The sequence below is a fragment of the Acidobacterium sp. S8 genome (genome assembly GCF_009765985.1).
Lineage (GTDB): Bacteria > Acidobacteriota > Terriglobia > Terriglobales > Acidobacteriaceae > Alloacidobacterium.
Map to the genome: position 1 here is coordinate 69,920 of NZ_LMUM01000024.1, position 15,915 is coordinate 85,834.

The 15,915-nt window shown below is 58.3% G+C and carries 11 protein-coding genes; 4 read left to right on the forward strand and 7 right to left on the reverse strand.

Features of this window, described 5'->3' with window-relative positions:
• Positions 1 to 10: 10 nt before the first annotated feature.
• From GSQ86_RS08870 to GSQ86_RS08880, 3 genes are all read right to left on the reverse strand, one after another.
• Positions 11 to 1,477 carry a lipopolysaccharide assembly protein LapB gene (locus GSQ86_RS08870; protein ID WP_158749605.1) on the reverse strand — a complete coding sequence of 489 codons (1,467 nt, stop codon included), beginning with the start codon at positions 1,475 to 1,477 and terminating at the stop codon, positions 11 to 13.
• Between the two features lie 80 nt (positions 1,478 to 1,557).
• Positions 1,558 to 4,839, reverse strand: a complete 3,282-nt coding sequence (locus GSQ86_RS08875; RefSeq protein WP_158749606.1) for a carboxypeptidase-like regulatory domain-containing protein — start codon at positions 4,837 to 4,839, stop codon at positions 1,558 to 1,560.
• Between the two features lie 284 nt (positions 4,840 to 5,123).
• Positions 5,124 to 6,185: a LacI family DNA-binding transcriptional regulator gene (locus GSQ86_RS08880; RefSeq protein WP_254062247.1), complete on the reverse strand. Its 1,062-nt coding sequence runs from the start codon at positions 6,183 to 6,185 to the stop codon at positions 5,124 to 5,126.
• A gap of 487 nt (positions 6,186 to 6,672) precedes the next feature.
• Between GSQ86_RS08880 and GSQ86_RS08885 the strand changes: the two genes are divergently transcribed.
• Genes GSQ86_RS08885 through GSQ86_RS08895 form a run of 3 tightly spaced genes read left to right on the forward strand, consistent with a single transcriptional unit; the run spans position 6,673 to position 10,905 of the window.
• Positions 6,673 to 7,662 carry a GRP family sugar transporter gene (locus GSQ86_RS08885; protein ID WP_158749607.1) on the forward strand — a complete coding sequence of 330 codons (990 nt, stop codon included), beginning with the start codon at positions 6,673 to 6,675 and terminating at the stop codon, positions 7,660 to 7,662.
• 42 nt (positions 7,663 to 7,704) lie between these two features.
• Positions 7,705 to 8,673, forward strand: coding sequence for a ribokinase (gene rbsK / locus GSQ86_RS08890; protein WP_158749608.1), 969 nt, complete (start codon positions 7,705 to 7,707; stop codon positions 8,671 to 8,673).
• A gap of 60 nt (positions 8,674 to 8,733) precedes the next feature.
• Positions 8,734 to 10,905 (forward strand): SUMF1/EgtB/PvdO family nonheme iron enzyme, encoded by a 2,172-nt coding sequence (locus tag GSQ86_RS08895; RefSeq protein WP_158749609.1) that lies wholly within the window; start codon positions 8,734 to 8,736, stop codon positions 10,903 to 10,905.
• Between the two features lie 407 nt (positions 10,906 to 11,312).
• Here the strand turns inward: GSQ86_RS08895 and GSQ86_RS08900 are convergent, their stop codons facing one another.
• The 4 genes from GSQ86_RS08900 to GSQ86_RS08915 all read right to left on the reverse strand — a co-directional run bounded on the left by GSQ86_RS08900 (position 11,313) and on the right by GSQ86_RS08915 (position 15,475).
• The gene (locus GSQ86_RS08900; RefSeq protein WP_158749610.1) at positions 11,313 to 12,293 is read right to left on the reverse strand and encodes a nucleotidyl transferase AbiEii/AbiGii toxin family protein; all 981 of its coding nucleotides are present in this window, start codon (positions 12,291 to 12,293) and stop codon (positions 11,313 to 11,315) included.
• Positions 12,290 to 12,886 carry a type IV toxin-antitoxin system AbiEi family antitoxin domain-containing protein gene (locus GSQ86_RS08905; RefSeq protein WP_216841068.1) on the reverse strand — a complete coding sequence of 199 codons (597 nt, stop codon included), beginning with the start codon at positions 12,884 to 12,886 and terminating at the stop codon, positions 12,290 to 12,292. Before GSQ86_RS08905 ends, GSQ86_RS08900 begins: the two co-directional genes overlap by 4 nt.
• A gap of 59 nt (positions 12,887 to 12,945) precedes the next feature.
• Positions 12,946 to 13,986, reverse strand: coding sequence for a MobF family relaxase (gene mobF / locus GSQ86_RS08910; protein ID WP_158749611.1), 1,041 nt, complete (start codon positions 13,984 to 13,986; stop codon positions 12,946 to 12,948).
• Between the two features lie 760 nt (positions 13,987 to 14,746).
• Positions 14,747 to 15,475 carry a BON domain-containing protein gene (locus GSQ86_RS08915; protein WP_158749661.1) on the reverse strand — a complete coding sequence of 243 codons (729 nt, stop codon included), beginning with the start codon at positions 15,473 to 15,475 and terminating at the stop codon, positions 14,747 to 14,749.
• On the opposite strand from GSQ86_RS08915, the gene GSQ86_RS22975 reads away from it, so the two are divergent.
• Positions 15,475 to 15,792 (forward strand): hypothetical protein, encoded by a 318-nt coding sequence (locus GSQ86_RS22975; RefSeq protein WP_216841084.1) that lies wholly within the window; start codon positions 15,475 to 15,477, stop codon positions 15,790 to 15,792. The genes GSQ86_RS08915 and GSQ86_RS22975 overlap by 1 nt on opposite strands.
• Positions 15,793 to 15,915: the final 123 nt, after the last annotated feature.

Sequence of the window (15,915 nt, forward strand, 5' to 3'; positions counted from 1 at the left end):
TGGCTCGGCGTCAGTCGGCGGGGGTCTGCGGATTGACTCTTACCTGCGTGGCCGCCTTCTCTCGCTTCAGCTCATTATTCAGCACAGACTTGAGACGCGTGAGAACTTCCGCCGCCTCGGCATTGCGATGCAGCTTGCGCAGCAGGACAAATTCGCGGTCGAGGGCGGAGCGGTTCTCGGGCTCGGCTTTCAGCGCAATTTGATAATGATCGAGAGCCGCGGGAAGATCGTTCTCCTGCTCGAGCACTTTGCCTATGAGGACCTGCGCCTCGGCGGAATCGGGTTTTGCCGCCAGGGATCTTGCCAGCGCTGCGTGGGCTTCCTTGAACTCAGGCTGTCCGGGCGCGGCGCCGGAGCGGATCAGAAGATCGGCGAGCATGTAATTCGTAACTGCGTCGTTCGGCGTGAGTTTCAACTGGTTATTGAGCAGCGCCTTTTCTTTGTCTAACTGGTTGCGGTCGGAGTAGAGCAGGCTCATGGCGATGGTGCTGTGCGGCTGGTCGGGCTCGATTCGCGCCGCGGCGACGAAGTCGTCTTCTGCCTTGTCATAGTCGGCCAACTGGGCATAGGCGACGCCGCGAATCAGGTAGAGCGACGCGGTTTGGGGAATCTTTGCGATGCCTGCGGTCGCGGCAACGACCGATCGCTTTTCCTGGTGATGCTCGAGGCAAAGAATGGCGAGGTCAAGATAGTTCGACGGATCTACAGGGCTGATCTCGATGGCGCTCTCGAGGACGCGGAATGCGTCATCCGGGCGATTGGCCTGCGCGTAGGCGGACGCAAGGAGGTTGAGAAGGCCCGAGTCCTTGTCCGAGGAAAGAGGAGCCAGTGCTTCGATGGCTGCGTCGGGGTTATGGTTCTGCAACTCGGCCACGGCCAGGTTGTACCTGAGCTGCACGTTCTCCGGATGCTGCTCCGATGCCTGCGACAGCACTTCGACGGCGCGGCCCGCGTCGCCCTTCTTCAGCAGGCAATCGGCGAATTCGCCCAGAGCGTTTTGATCCTGCGAGACAGCACCGGCGCTGCGCTCGAAATAGGTTACGGAGCTTGTGCAGTCGTGCGATTGATAGGCGAGCGCTCCCGCCATGGCATTGGCGACGGGATTTGTTGGCGCGAGCGCGAGCAGTTGATGCACATAGTGCGAGGCTCGTGGATCGCCGTGGAGATAGGCGGTCTGCGACGCGCCTTCGAGGGCCGGGAGGAAGGTCTTATCAATGACGAGCGCGTGATCGAAACTTGCCAGGCTCTCTTTTGTCCGGCCCACGCCATCGAGGGCAAGTCCACGGAGGGTCCAGAGCGAGGCGTCCTGCGAATGGGTCTTCAGCAGGGGACTCAGCAGGTTGAGCGCGTCATTAAAGTGACGCGAGGAGATGGCTGAGGCGGCCGCGTGGCGCGCGGTCGAATAGTCCTGCCCATGTGCTGGCGGGATGAAGAAGAGCATCAGGAAGAGCACGGAAAGGAGAGGTTTTCTGGGCATTCAGGACAGCTCGTAAAAAAGAAATCCGCCGCGACTCAGTATAGAAGACAAGCTGAGTCGCGGCGGAAAGGAGGCGAAACTTAGAAGCGAATCTTGCCCGATACCTGAATGTTACGCGGCAGATTCTGGTCAGTGGATTTGCCGAATTCTCCGTTCGATAAGTCGCTCACAGGGTTTGTGAGGTTGACTCGATTGAACAGATTCAGGATCTCGCCTCGTATCTGCAAACCACCCTGGTCACCAATGAACGGGAGTTTGAAGGTTCGCGAGGCAGCAAGGTTCACGTTTGCCAAACCTGGGCCGTTATAGGTGTTCCTTCCCAAATTGCCCTCTGTGCCCAGTGCCGGCAGGGGGAAGGCACTGGCGGGGAAGACTCCTTCGAGGAAGTCAGACCGCTCGGTGCTCTTGTTGCTGCCGAAGCTGGGGACATTGGGAACGTCGTAGTTGAAGCCATCGCCGTTGTAGTCGCCGGATGGGAAGGAAGCCGACGTGTAGACGGTGAAGGGCTGGCCCGACTCAAGGACGATGACGGGCGAGACCATCCAGCCGTTGGTGACGAACCCTTGAACTCCTCCATGCAGGCCGGGAATATTCCAGACTGCGTCGATCGAGATTCTATGTCGCGCGTCGTAGTCGGCGCGGCCGTAGTTGCGCGCCGGGTTATTGACATCGATGACGTTTTCCGCGCCTCCCACGCCGTTGTCATTGCTGCTGGTGTAGTCCAGCGCCTTGCCATAGTTGTAGATGGCATGCACAGACCATCCGCGCGAAAAGCGTTTGGAGATGGCGAACGCCGCGACCTCAGCGTTGGCTACCCCGATGCTCTGACCGTAGATGACCGATCCGAAGCTGGAGTTCAGGCGGGCCAAGTTTCCATTATTCACGATCAGATCGCCCGCGAATCGATTGGAATCCGTCTGGAAGTAGAGATGGGTAGCGGAGGTTCCGAAATAATCAGCCTCAACCACGACGCTGCTGCCGATGCTGCGCTGGATGCCGATGGACCAGTTCTGAACCAGCGGCGGGACGAGATTCGGCTGCGGTCCGCCGACGCCGATGCGCGTTCCTACCAGGCCCCCGTGATCATCGACTTCATACTTGATGCCCGGCGGTGGCGCGAAGCCCGTGGGACCAGAGCTGCTGGTTCCGTAGGAGAAGTTTGCAAGCGTCGTTCCCTCGTTGTAGATGCTGATGCTGGGATCGGCGAATTGCGGCGGGTTGGTACGAATCGCATCGACGTAGGAAAGGTCGCCGATCTTATTGTTGTAGAGACCCCAGCCGCCGTGGACCGAAGTTGTGCCGTTGCCGAATACATCGTAGGCGAATCCGAAGCGCGGCGCGAACCGCCATAGCGCGTTATCGACCACTTTTCCGTTTGAGCCGCGGACCGGCATCGATCCATTGCCAACCTGTTCTTCGATGGTCGATCCGGAGCCGGGTGTGAAGAGTGCGAGCGGGTTCGGACCATAGGTGACTGTGCCCAGGTGTCCGAAATAGTCCCAGCGCAGGCCGACGTTGAGCGTGAGTTTGTTGGTGACCTTCCAGTCGTCCTGAACGAAGGGAGCCGTCTGCAGCATGAGCACGCGCGAGTAGAGGCTTTGCGCTGTGCCGCCGGCATGAACATCGACAACCGGGCCGCTCTGGTAGTTCGGATGATCGACGGCGAAATCGACGATATTAGTGAAGTAGAATGTAGGCCGGTCGAGTCCGGCGGTGAAGTTATCCAGATCCTGCTGGCGATCGACATCGATGCCCACGCGGATGCTGTGAGTGCCCTTGACGTAAGTCAGCACGTCGTGCCAGTTCCAGTTGTTATGAACCCATCCGGAGGGCCCCCAAGAGCCGAATCCCTCCCCGAGTCCGCCGGGATAGACGTTGGGCAGCGAGGGCAGAGTTCCGGGCGCGGCCGGCTGATTGCCGTCTGCACGGACATATGACATGCTGGCCTCGTTCAGCACAGTCGGTGAGAAGGTGTGGACGTAGTCGATCTTGTTGTACCAGGTTGCGTTTGGACTTACATACGCCAACTCAGGCCGTGCGTTGGCAACTCCGCCCTCCGTGGTATTGCGGAAGAGGCTGTAGAAGATCTTGTCGTTACCATCGCGGAAGTTATGGTCGATGCGGACGTGACCCTGAAATCCGTTATTGATAGGCGACTGGTTGATGGACACATTGCCGAGGGCGACGAGATCACCAGGAATGTCAGGTATCGGGTAAGGGCTGATGAGATTCTGCTCGATCTGGCTTACTGTCTGGAAGCCGCTCGTGGGAACTCCGCCGGAAGGCGCGCCCTTGAAGAAGGCGGCCGCCAGGGAGTTGGGGAAATTCGTGGTGACGTAATTCACGAACTCGGGAGTCTCCATCGGCTGCGTCAACGTTACGCCCTGGCTGCTCTTGCTCCAGAAAAGCTCGCCGAAGAAGAAGGTTCTGTCTCTGCGGATCGGTCCTCCGATCGAGCCTCCGAAATCGTTGCGGATGTATCGGGGAACCGTGGTCTGGAACTCGGTGCGCGCGGTGAGGGCCGACCCGGTGTAGAACTCCGAGAGAGTGCCGTGAAAGTGGTCCGTTCCCGGTTTGGTGAAGACCTCGATCAGCGTGCCACTTTGACGGCCTTTGTCGGCGGAGAAGACGTCAGTGCTGATCTTCAACTGCGCGACGCTGTCAGGCTCAGGCGTGAGGTTGGTAATGCCATCGCGCGAGTTGCCGTTTACGCTGGTGCCGTCGACCTGGTACTCGTTCGATTCCTGCCGCTGGCCGGCGCCGATGATCTGAAAGCCCGGCTCCGCATTGAAGCTGTTGGTGCCCTGCGAACCGGAACCGCTCGCCCCGCCAAAGGAGCCGCCCAGTCCGGTGACTCCAGGAGCCAGCGTGGCAACGCTGGCGTAGAGATTTTCGCCTACCAGAGGAGCAGCCTGAACGGTCTGCTGTTCGAGCGTTCGACTGATCGTTCCGCTTGTGGTCTCGACAGCGGAGGAGTTTGCCGTGACCTCAACCGTGGACTGCGCAGCGCCTACGTTCAGTTTCGGATAGATGGTGCGGACATCCGTTCCTTCGATATCCAGATCCTTCTGCACCCAGGTGTTGAACCCGGTTGCGGAGACGGTGACCGTGTAGCGTCCGGGGGGGATGTGAAGAATCTGCATGAAGCCCTGCCCATTGGCCGTGGCGATTTGCTTAACCTGCGTCTCCTGATTGGTGAGAATGACCTGCGCACCGGGAACTACGGCTCCGCTCGGATCGGTGACTGCCCCTTCGATTCCGCTGCTGTATTGGGCTCTAGACGGCAATGTAACTGCAAAGAGCAGAGCAGCAAGGCAAAGCGCCCTGACCCAGAAAGTAAGTGATGAATTTGTCTCCCGCATGTCGCCTCTCCAAAAGTGAATTTAGTGAGAGCTGATTGTTTTCTTTCGGCAGCATGGATATCTTTGCTGCATTTTGAAAGCTTTCATTTAAATCCGCCGAGAAGAGTAGAATGGGATTCTTTCGGTTGTCAATGACAAAATTCAGGCGCAAGCGGGCGAGGTGTTCCGCAGCTGCGTTGCGCGGCGAAAAGGATCGGCATCGACGCGAGTTGGTGTCACGGCGAAGAAAGAGATCTCTTCGAGTTACAAATTTCAGAGGATGCAGAATCGCGCTGATGACTGAATTAAAGGGCTTTGCCGCGTTTTCGAGATGTGGCGGGAGCGGTTCGTGCAGGAGTGACGCGAGGTGGCGCAACCGAGTCGCGAATCTTGAGCGCCGTCTCCAGAACGATATGTTTCGCGGGGCTGTCATCTCCGCGCACGCGATCAATCAGCATGCGGGCAGCGGCTGTCCCCATCTGGTAGCCGGGCTGCGAGACGGAGGAGAGCGGAGGGCTGGTCATCTCCGCCAGCTCCAGGTTGTCGAAACCGATCAGGGAAATATCTTCCGGGCAGCGCAGTCCGGCTTCGCGAAAGGCCAGTAGCGCGCCGAAGGCGATCATGTCGTTTCCGGCGAAGATGACGGTGGGCTGGGGAATCATGCGCAGCAGCAGCACGGTCTTGGAATGGCCGGCGTGCTGATCGAAGCTGGCTTCCTGAATGTACTCCGGGCCGATGTGCATCTTTCTTTCCGAAAGCGCGCGCCGGAAGCCCTTCACGCGGTTTTGAGCGTTCGTCAGATGCCGCGGCCCCATGATCATAGCGAGCTGCTTGTGTCCCTGACGCAGCACATAGTTGGTCGCCTCATAGGCTCCGTTCTCGTTATCGGCGGTGACGGTATCTCCGTTCCAGTCGCGCGGAAGACGATCGACGCAGACGACCGCGGTCCCTGATTTTCGGTAGGACTCGGCCTGCGCGGTCAGATCGCTGAAGCTGGATGGAATGACGATGAGCCCGGAGGGAAGATACGTCCGCAGCTCGTTCAGGTGCACGATTTCCTTGGCGTGGTCGTTATCGGTATTGCACAACACCAGCCGGTATCCGTTGGCGAAGGCGACGTCTTCGGCTCCGCGCACCACGGCGGGAAAGAACGGGTTGGTGATGTCGGGAATGATCATCCCGATCATGTTGGTCTTATCGCGGCGCAGGCCGCGGGCAAGCTGGCTGGGCTGGTAGCCGAGGGCATCGACAGCGTCCATCACACGCTTGCGCAGTGGCTCGCGGACCGGGGCGGAGCTATTCAGAACATGGGAAACGGTGCCGAGCGAAACGCCGGCAATCTTCGCGATCTCCTTCATGTTCGCCATCGATACAGCTCCCTGAAAGCGGCCCCCGCCAGGCCTGTTGTTCGCATCTCCCGCAAGATTTATCACAGTGCGAAGGAGGAGTTTAGCAGGCCACAGCGATTTTCAAAGCATACAGATGGCTGAGGCGGTGCCCGATATTTTCTGAGTGTCGCATATGTGCTCGTTCGCTTCTGTCAGCCCTCAAGAGCGATCGAAGTGCTGCTGCCGCAGCCAGGAGAGCGGGTGTACGAGCCCTCAAAAACTCGCCTTGACAAAGGATCGACAACCTTTCTATTCTGCATCAGCTTTGAATTGAAAGCTTTCATTTATTTGCTTTGCCGCTCAGGCTTTTCTTATATCGCATCGCCGCTGTAGCAGTTGCGCCGGAATCTCCGGCTTCGATTGACGGCGCTCGATGGTCAGTTGAACTATGGTGATCGCGAAGGGCTGGCTTGATTTTCGCGGTCTGAAACGCGCATATCGCCCAGGCGCAGAGGAGCAAACCGCCTTGTTCCAACCCGAAACCTACGCTGTCGCGCTCTCGTTCATGTTCATCACCATGCTGTGCTGGGGATCATGGGCGAACACCATGAAGCTTTGTTCCGGATACAGATTTCAGCTCTTCTACTGGGACTACGTTCTCGGGCTGATTGTCGGCGCGTTGATCTGGGGAGTGACCCTGGGCAGCCTCGGCGACACCGGCCGGCCGTTCTTTGCGGACCTGGCGCACGCGGACGCCTCGCATGTGATGTTCGCGATCATTGGCGGAGTTATCTTCAACATCGCCAACCTGCTGCTGGTCGCGGCGATCGAGATTGCCGGGCTGGCCGTCGCGTTTCCTGTCGGCATTGGGCTGGCGCTGGTGGTTGGAGCAATCAGCAGCTACGTCCTGTCGCCCAATGGAAATCCGCTGATGCTCTTCGGCGGCATCTCGCTGGTGGTAGCGGCCATTGTGTTCGACGCCATCGCCTACCGGCTGCGCGAAACCGAGCATCGCTCGCTGAGCAAACGCGGCGTAATCATCAGCCTTGTCGCTGGCCTGCTGATGGGCAGCTTTTATCCGTTCGTCTCAAGGTCGATGACCGGCGTGGATGCGCCAGGCCCTTATGCCATCACGCTGTTCTTCGCGCTGGGCGTTGCTATTTGCGCCATCCCTTTCAACTATCTGCTGATGCGCAAGCCGCTTGATGGAAGCGCGCCGGTTTCGATGAGCGGCTACGCGGCAGCAAATGGATCGTGGCATATCTGGGGAATCGCAGGCGGCGCGATCTGGTGCACGGGCGCCGTACTCAATTTCGTAGCTTCGCGCGCGCACATTGTAGGGCCGGCGGTGTCGTATTCAATCGGCCAGGGAGCGACGATGATCTCCGCTGCGTGGGGCGTTTTTGTGTGGCGGGAGTTTGCCTCAGCGCCACAGCGATCGAAAACGTTCCTGGTGTGGATGTTTGTCTTCTTTCTGTGCGGGCTGACGGCGATCGCACTAGCTCCGGTGTTTTAGCGAAGGCGGGAAGACCGTTGCATTTTGATTCAAGGAGAGGCCATGTTTGCGGGGAAAAAGCCAGTCGTTGTCGTAGGCAGCATCAACATCGACCTTGTCGCGAATACAGAGCGAATCCCGGTGGAAGGCGAGACTGTGCTGGGGACGGATTTTCAAATTCATCCCGGTGGCAAGGGCGCAAACCAGGCGGTCGCGGTGGCGCGCCTTGGGTATCCGGTGCAGATGATTGGCCGCCTCGGCGACGACGCTTTCGGCGCGCAGCTTCGCGCTCATCTGGAAGGTGCGGGGGTCGATGTAGCGGGCGTGGCGACAACGCCGGGAACGTCCGGTGTCGCGGTGATCGTCGTCGGTCAGAAGGGCGAAAACAGCATCGTGATCACACCGGGCGCGAATGCCTTGCTGACTCCGCAGGACCTGGACGCGAACATCGAGATCCTGCGTTCGGCGGGTCTGGTGCTCACGCAGCTTGAGATTCCGATCGAGACGGTGCAGCACCTGGCGAAAATCTGCGCGCGCGAAGGCGTGCCGTTGATCCTCGACCCTGCGCCGGCCAAGGAACTGCCGCCGGATCTGCTGAAGGATGTTGCATGGTTCACGCCGAACGAAACGGAAGCCGCATTTTTTATCGGCACCACCGATGGCTTGAGCGATCCGGCTCCCATGGCGCAGACGCTGATCGGCAAGGGAGTGAAAGGTGTGGTGCTGAAGCTGGGCTCGCGCGGCGCGTACGTGGCATCGGCGGAGTTCAGGGAGCTGCTGAGCTCCTTCGCGGTGACGGCGATCGATACGACTGCGGCGGGAGACGCGTTCAACGGCGCGTTCGCGACGGGGCTGCTGATGCAGATGGGCGCTCTCGAAAGCGCGCGCTTTGCCAATGCAGCCGCGGCCATCTCCGTTACGCGGGCCGGCGCACAGCCGTCGATGCCGGTGATGGCGGAGGTCGAGCAGATGGTGCAGCGCGCGCGCGGGAACAGCCATCCTGGTGCAAAAGCCGGCGCAGAGTCGGAGTGATACGGATTTGAGTAATACGGGGCATAGCAACAAAAAGGGACGGAATTGATGAGAAGATTTATGAAGGTTCAATGCTCTCGAGCCATCCTGGCGCTTTTTGCGGCGAGCGTGACTTTGCCGGCGATGGCGCAGGATTGGCGTTACCAGCCGCGCGAACAGCAGATTCCGCCTCCGGAATGCCTGTCGATGCACTTTCCCTGGGAGGGCGGCAATATCCTCTGCACGGATAAGACGCATCAGGAGTGGCTGAAGGCGGTGACGGATTGGCGCACGGAGCGCAGGATCCGCGTGGGATACGATGGCGCACGCTATGCGATGCCCGCCCTGCAGTGGACGCAGTCGAGCTTCATTCAGCCGCAGATGATGGTGCATGACCGCTACTTCTACGATCCGGTGGCGGGAAAGTATACGGTCGACCGCTATCTCGACGACCTCGAGAAGCGCTACGGCGGCATCGATGCGGTGCTGATCTGGGCGACCTATCCGAACATGGGCATCGATAACCGCAACCAGCAGGATATGGTGCGCTCGATGCCGGGCGGAGTTGAAGGAGTTCGGCAGATGGTTGCCGACTTCCATCGTCGTCGCGTGAAGGTATTGTTCCCGATCATGATGTGGGACCAGGGTACGCGTGAGCCGGGCAAGGATTGGCCGACAGCGACTGCGGAGCTCATGAAGGAGATCGACGCCGACGGCATAAATGGCGATACGCAGGACGGCGTGCCGCTCGCGTTTTCGCTGGCCGCGGACAAGGTCGATCATCCGCTGGCCTTCGAGCCGGAAGACGGGCCCTCCGACGAAGCGCTGGCCTGGAATGTGCTGACCTGGGGACAGTACAAGTTCCAGTTCGCGCCTACGCTGGACAAGTATCGCTGGATGGAACCGCGGCATCAGGTGAATATCCAGGGGCGCTGGAATCGCGATAAGACCGATGACCTACAGTATGCCTTCTTCAACGGCGAAGGATGGGAGAGCTGGGAGAATGTGTGGGGCATCTGGAACGGAGTGACGCCTCGCGATGGCGAAGCTACGCGCCGCATGGCCACGATGGAGCGCGCCGTTGCTCCGTTCCTGATAAGCCCCGGGTGGGAGCCGTTCTATCCAACGCATATGTACGGCATCTTCGCCAGCAGATGGCCGCATGAAAGCCAGACCATCTGGACGATCGTGAACCGCAACGAATACGACGTGCAGGGCCGGCAAATGACCGTCCCCATCGCGCAGGGTGTGCGCTATTTCGATCTTTATCACGGGGTCGAGCTCACTCCGCAGGTCGAGGGCGACAACGCCGTTCTTTCCTTCCCGATTGAGGCGCACGGCTTCGGCATGGTTCTGGCCACGCCGGGCGAACCGGATGCGGCGATGCAGCAGTTGATGGCGAAAATGAAGGCCATGACCAGCCAGCCTCTGTCCAGCTACTCACATGAGTGGAAGACCGTGACGCAGCAACAGGTCGAGATCGCAGCGACTCAGCCGGCGACGAGCGAACCGGAGGGCATGATCAAGATCGCGGGCGGCGAGTATGTCTTCCGCGTGCAGGGCATCGAGGTCGAAGGGTCGGATGACGTGGGCGTCGATGTGCAGTTTCCGTGGGAGGACACGCCGCGGCGCTTCCACGAGCATCGCATGGAGCTGAAGCCCTACTACATCGACAAGTATCCGGTGACGAACGCCGACTTCAAGAAGTTCATGGACGCGACGCACTATCGGCCCTCGGATGGTCTGAACTTTCTGAAGGACTGGACGAACGGGTCGTATCCGCAGGGTTGGGACAAGAAACCGGTGACGTGGGTCTCGGTCGAAGATGCCCGCGCCTATGCTAAATGGGCAGGCAAGCGGCTGCCGCATGAATGGGAGTGGCAATTTGCTGCGCAGGGCAGCGACGGCCGGGTCTATCCATGGGGCAGCGCCTGGGATGCGAGGGCGGTTCCCGCTCCTGACCAGAGCCGTACGATGCGCGGCCCGGACAATGTGGATGCCCATCCCACCGGAGCGAGCCCGTCCGGCGTAATGGACCTGGTCGGCAACGTATGGCAGTGGACGGATGAATACGTCGACGAGCGCACGCGCAGCGGCATTCTGCGCGGCGGCAGCTACTACCAGCCGCAGGGCTCGATCTGGTACTTCCCGCAGGCCTACAGGAACGACAACCATGGCAAGCTGTTGATGATGTCGCCGAGCTACGACCGCTCGGGCGCGCTGGGCTTCCGCTGCGTGAAGGATGCTCAGTAGGTCAGTAACGCCGAGTAGCTGAAGTATACCGGGCAGCTCAGGGGACACTGAGTTGCCCAGCCCGTCGGATCCGCACCACTGGATTTTGGACACCGCTGGCCTGGCCCTCTATTTCCGACAGGATTCAATCAGCTGCCACGCCTGCGGGGAATTCAAGGTCGAGCTTTCCTGGAAAGAAGTAAGGCCGATGCTTCGGGCGGGTTTTCGGATCTGAGCAAATTTAGCTTTGCCTCGTGTCTCATCATAATTATTGCTCCAGCAATATCTGCAGGGAAACCGGTCCGTTTGGCTGGTACGGATTTCAACTGTTGCGTTCAGGCCGATTCGCTCATTGAGCAGTGGTGCGCCGCTTCTGGCACTGTTGCGCGTTCATGTGTTCCTGGACACATGAGAAGAATACATTCTTCTCATAACTGGAAATCACCCGTAGCGGAGGGTACGCCGCGCCAGCGGCTCGATGTGAAGCTGGGATTAGCTCTCGGACTCGTGCCAGCCCTGAGTCGGTGTCCACACTTGAGCGGCATCGGTTTCGGATGAAAGACACGGCACAAGGAAAGCACGAAGGACGGCCCCACTTCGGCTAGAGTAAGGGCTTTATCACCAGCATTCAGGCGTCCCGAAAAAGCTTTCCATAGCTGCATCTTCTGGCTATCGGTCAAGAACTCGTGGGTCAGCGCGAAGGGGACGCCATCAGGCATCGCCGAACCGCGCCGCTGGAAGGACAAAGCGATTGCATTATGCAAGGATTCCAACCTGAATGTCCAAGTGTTCGCCATGAACCAGATGTCGTAAAAATCCTTCATTCGGCTGTTGCGGATGTCGAGTCGAACCATCGCGTGCAACTTTTCCGCAATCGACGCCTCACGTGGATAGGCTCGAATGATCGGCGCTGACATTGGCAGGAGTACAGGAAACGTCGCCAGCTCAGGCTCCGGGAAAACCGCATCGCCAAACCCGATATCGACCTGCAAAGTGATCTGCGCCCCAGCGAGTTCAGCGCGGAACCTGATGTGAACACCGTTGTACTCGTCACCCTCTTTGATGGTCGTCCCTTCGACAGATTGGCTATCAAAGACAATGCCGTCGTTCTCCTTGATTTCACAGATGTCACGAAAGACCTGTTCTACGTCAGCGATGGCAGAGGAACCCCAGCCAAGCAAATCCAAGTCCTTCGTTGGTCGATGGGTTTCCCCGGTCCACAGCGTAAGGAGCGTTGCCCCTTTAAGCACAAGGCGGTCTCTGTATGTCGAAATCCCCAGCCGATACAGGAATCGTTCAATGGCGAACCTGCCGAGCACTCTCTGATAATCTTCGCCCTTCTCGCGGGAGAGCGAGAGGAGCTTGCCTCGGATGGATGCCGCCGGATTCCTGTTGGGTTCTCGCGTCATAGGGCCTCCATGTATGGGCGAATGACATTGCTGACGCGGCAAATCTTAGCGTAGCGGTAGATGTCATTAATGCTCGCCTTTCTCTGCGAAAGGCAATCTCTTAGAGCCTCGATTGCGATGTCGAGACCGATCTTGTTACGAAACTTAAAGCAGTCCGCGACGGTCTTTGCAGCGGAGTAAACACGGACGGAAACGCCCTCGACACGATGGGTCTCAATGCCTTCTGTGAGGGAGGGCCCGGATAGCCGAGCAATCCTGAGCGAAGGAGACTCCAGCGCGGGTGTTCTGGCTCCCTTCCCCAGGGCAATCCATATCGACGATGGGTTCTGAGTCGTGATCTCATGGAAGGCGAGCGCAGTCAGAAGGCAGAGAACAGCTCCCGGAACTCGCTTTGTCACCTCAGCATAGGAATGTCTCTCGGTAATAGCCGCGTCAGGTAGAGTGTAGACGCCGCGACCTGTACGGCTGAGTTTGCCTCGCCGGTACAGACGCAGGAGATATTCGCGCGGAATGCCAAGCGCTTCAAGATCGCGGGGTCTGACGATCCCGTGCTTGCCGACATACCGCATTGTTTTCATCATGTTGTTTGTCATCGCTTAGTGTCTCAAAACGTCATTAGTTTGATTATAAAGGATGACGTATTGCAACACTTCTAAAGGCTCAGTTCCAACGCTTCAACACGCCGCGCGAACTCGGCGCGTATCTCTGGCAATCGAGCCTCGCCCATCGTGTGCTTAAGAGCGTCGCGCATCAAAGAACGCTCGTCGGTCACGGCCTCCCGCTCCATGCCGCGCTCTCGCGCGTAGCTCATACCGTTGGCTGCGGCAGTCAATGATCCTTCCGGGGCAAGCTCGACAGCGGGGCGCTGTGCTGCTGCAACGACAACCTGCTGCGGCTGATCTCCGTGTGCGGTAGCCATCGCCTGATGCTGTGCTCGTACCTCATCGTGCGAGAGGTTCTGTTTGTTGCCGCGCGTGTGATGCGCTGCTATCTCCGCAGCTTCAGGGCCGGTGCGACCATGCTCCGCAAGATGATCTTTGATCTGCTGTCGCCGCGGACTCGATGCTTCCATGTACTCGCGCGAGTAGCCTTTGATCGCCGGCTGGCCGTGCTCCCCGCGCTCAATCTCGTAGCCCATTCCCTGCAAACGCGCCGCCAACTCCGACCGATAAACCGCTGTGGCGTACTGCTGCGTCTTGTATAGTTCCTGCGGCTGTAAGGCCCGCGTGTCGCCGTCCACCGTTTCTGTGATATTGAAGACGACCGCATGGGTATGAAGCTGCGGTGCAGCGTACCCTTCGACGGGTCGGCTGCTGTCATGCTCGAACTTAGCGACAACCCATGCACCTGTCGTCTGTGCTGGAATGTTGCCACCGATTCGTGCCTGAACATATGTCTCCATCTCGTTGAGCGCAACCGTCACACTCTCCCGATGGGCTACTCTAATCCGGTCATCGCCTCCGACAAGCGCGGTTAGCGAGACGGACTTCGGCGCGCTGAACGTCGCATCCCAACCGGCACGATGCTCCATTGAACGCACCATATCCCCGCGCCCGTTCTCATATTCACGCGCCGTCTGGTGCCGAACAAGTTGCTCGCCGGTCACCGGATGCTGGCCTTCGGACAGTCGGGCGAATTGCTCCTCCTGAACCTCGCCGGTCAATCCGAAACGCGCGGCAAGCTGCCCTGCCACTCACCACGCACACCCTTCGTGTAGTAGTTCGCCTTGGCGTTGGCGAACTTCAGTTGGGCACACTTTAGGCACAGAGAAACGCATTCGAAAAACGCGTTTCCTTTCGTAAGTTGTTTATTCTTATGGTGCCGGGAGGGGGGTCGAACCCCCACGAGGTTGCCCTCGGCGGATTTTGAGTTTCCGGATATCCCTGTAAGTCTATGATAATCAATGAAATGATAGCGTAGTCGAGCGTAGCCCTAAGTAGCTGAGTGACCGTAGCTTAGAGCAATTTACGGCAACTGACACAAGCTGATGAGTGTACCGCTACTGTACCCGAAACGTAGCTAAACAAGTTTCTGTTTTCTCCGGTTTGCAGCTTCCCCGTGTTTTCGTCTCTTTCCCATTTCTTAATTACACGGGCATTCTTCAAACGCTCGCTTTGACCTCACACCGATCGGTGAACGGGTCGACGGTGGCTTGCTGGCGCCTGCGGCGTTCTACCCGACCATGAGACGAGCGATGGCCATTGTTTCTGGGGTGGCGCTTCCTCTCATGTCCAGAAGACGGTTTCCACTCCTCTCGCTTCTACTGTGAGGGGGTTGATGACCGCGGCGATCCCGTGGGGAACGAACACGCATCTTTCTCAAAGGCAATTCCGGCTCCAACGTTATACCGGATGCGAACTGGGCCTCTCCCCAGAGCTCCGTATCCCCACAAAAGAACGGCCCTCAATCCAATTACGGAATGAAGGCCAAAGAATGTCGCGATTTAATTCGACCTAGTTGCGAACCGATTGCTGGCTGGCGACCTGAAGATCGTTCGTGACCTTAAAGACTCCCGGAACACTGTTGGCACGAAGACCGGCGACATCCTTATCCGCCTCGCTGTCCACCACTCCGAATAGCGTAACGTTGCCGTTTTGAACAGAGATGCGGATTGGCTTCGCTGGATCCATAGCATATTTATTCAGCGATGGAAATCCATACACTGCATGTGCCGTGGCAACACGAACCCTGTCATCCATCCGCGAAAGGGGGTCAACCTCGATGTTGTCGATCACATCCTTTACGCCGGGCGTACTGCCTGTCTCGATAACGGCGGTCTGCTTGTCCATCGGACCATAAGCATGTCCCCCAAGGATCACGACACCATTTTGCACATTCACAGAGATTGCATTGAATGTGGTCGTCCCATAGCCGATACGGTCGTAGGTGATTGCCTTCGCGAGCTTCTGCTGCAGGTCATGATCGGATACTTCCTTGCTGCCGACTTGAATCTCATTTTGCACCGCGGCGACGTTCTTCAGATGATGCGCCTTCTTGTCAGCGGCTGCTTTATCGTTATAGACCTTTACCGTGCCCGAAAGGGAAACGATCCCGTTTTGCACTGATCCATGTACATCGTTAAATTTCGAGCTGCTTAGGGATTTCGCCAGTTCAGCCTGAATCTGACTGTCATTGCCAGTCTGCTCAGCCACTGCGTGCGGCGCTGCCGGAAGGGCAGACATTGTCAAAAGCACTGCGGCCAGTGGCGATATCCATGCACGTTTTCTGCTATTCATTTCTGTTTGCTCCCATTCGTTTAAACACCGATATAGCGGGGAAGTTGCATGCAGGAAGCCCGCGGGTGTTTATGAATCCAGATGAACTTGCGCATCATTTGGAGGTTCTAGCTAATCTCCTCTACCTCATCGAACATCAAGCAGATGATGCGGCAGCTGTGAGGAGATACACGAGAATAACGGAAAACTCGTCGGAAGTAATTTCCAATCATCTGCGCTTTGGCGGAGAACACGCGGATGGCGGGATGGCGGAAGACCTGTAGTTTTCATCTGACATTGTTGTTGCAACCGAATTGTTTTTTGCGTCATCATGTAGTTGCTGCAGGGCGTCTGGCAAGAGGGAGAGAGATGCGCCCTGCAAATGATCTAACTAGGAAGAGAACACT

Bases quoted from the DNA above. Each gene is read 5' to 3' on its own strand.
- GSQ86_RS08870 (WP_158749605.1), bottom strand. From the start codon at position 1,477: ATGCCCAGAAAACCTCTCCTTTCCGTGCTCTTCCTGATGCTCTTCTTC.
- GSQ86_RS08875 (WP_158749606.1), bottom strand. From the start codon at position 4,839: ATGCGGGAGACAAATTCATCACTTACTTTCTGGGTCAGGGCGCTTTGC.
- GSQ86_RS08880 (WP_254062247.1), bottom strand. From the start codon at position 6,185: ATGGCGAACATGAAGGAGATCGCGAAGATTGCCGGCGTTTCGCTCGGC.
- rbsK (WP_158749608.1), top strand. From the start codon at position 7,705: ATGTTTGCGGGGAAAAAGCCAGTCGTTGTCGTAGGCAGCATCAACATC.
- GSQ86_RS08895 (WP_158749609.1), top strand. From the start codon at position 8,734: ATGAAGGTTCAATGCTCTCGAGCCATCCTGGCGCTTTTTGCGGCGAGC.
- GSQ86_RS08900 (WP_158749610.1), bottom strand. From the start codon at position 12,293: ATGACGCGAGAACCCAACAGGAATCCGGCGGCATCCATCCGAGGCAAG.
- GSQ86_RS08905 (WP_216841068.1), bottom strand. From the start codon at position 12,886: ATGACAAACAACATGATGAAAACAATGCGGTATGTCGGCAAGCACGGG.
- GSQ86_RS08915 (WP_158749661.1), bottom strand. From the start codon at position 15,475: ATGTCTGCCCTTCCGGCAGCGCCGCACGCAGTGGCTGAGCAGACTGGC.